Origin of the sequence: Bizionia gelidisalsuginis, from assembly GCF_008086185.1 — a bacterium.
Taxonomy (GTDB): Bacteria; Bacteroidota; Bacteroidia; order Flavobacteriales; family Flavobacteriaceae; genus Bizionia; species Bizionia saleffrena.
In genome coordinates, this window is record NZ_VSKN01000110.1 from 1 (window position 1) to 567 (window position 567).

A 567-nucleotide genomic window follows, 5' to 3' on the forward strand; every position below is an offset into this window, starting at 1 on the left:
CGTTGTGTACAATTAAAAACAAAACCGAACGAATGGGAATATTTGATAAATTATTTAACAAAAAAAAGGAAGTTATTGACTTTCCACCCAAACCGAAATGGAAACCAAATCTACCGAATGATTTGAATCTCATTTTGGAGAAAGCGAAATATTATACCGATAAAAAAATACAAATTGCTGTTTTTGAAAATGGAACTGTAATAATGTTTCCTGAAAGAGTTTCTGATATTAACTCTTCTGCTATAGAAACACTTAATAAAATTTACAACGCTCATCCTGATTTTAATCCAACAGAAATGGATGATGGAAATTATACAATTCAATACAATGAACCTGCATTTAATATTGTTTTTAAAGACGAAATTGAAAATCATTGGAAATATATTGACGAAAACCATCTTGACGGAATTTGTACTGCCGAAGTTCTGATTAACGGAAATGGAGAACATAACGTGTTTAATGAAATCGGAAAGATTTGCCTATTTGGAAGAAGTAAAATGTTTATGGATGCTCAAAGCCCGAAAGTGATTTTGACATTTGATAATCTGAAAAAATAACTGTACACAA

General features: G+C 30.2%; 1 protein-coding gene. It reads left to right on the top strand.

From position 1 onward, the window contains the following. Nucleotides 1–557: hypothetical protein (locus ES677_RS15200; RefSeq protein WP_211357905.1), on the top strand; the 557-nt coding region annotated here is incomplete at its 5' end. Nucleotides 558–567: the final 10 nt, after the last annotated feature.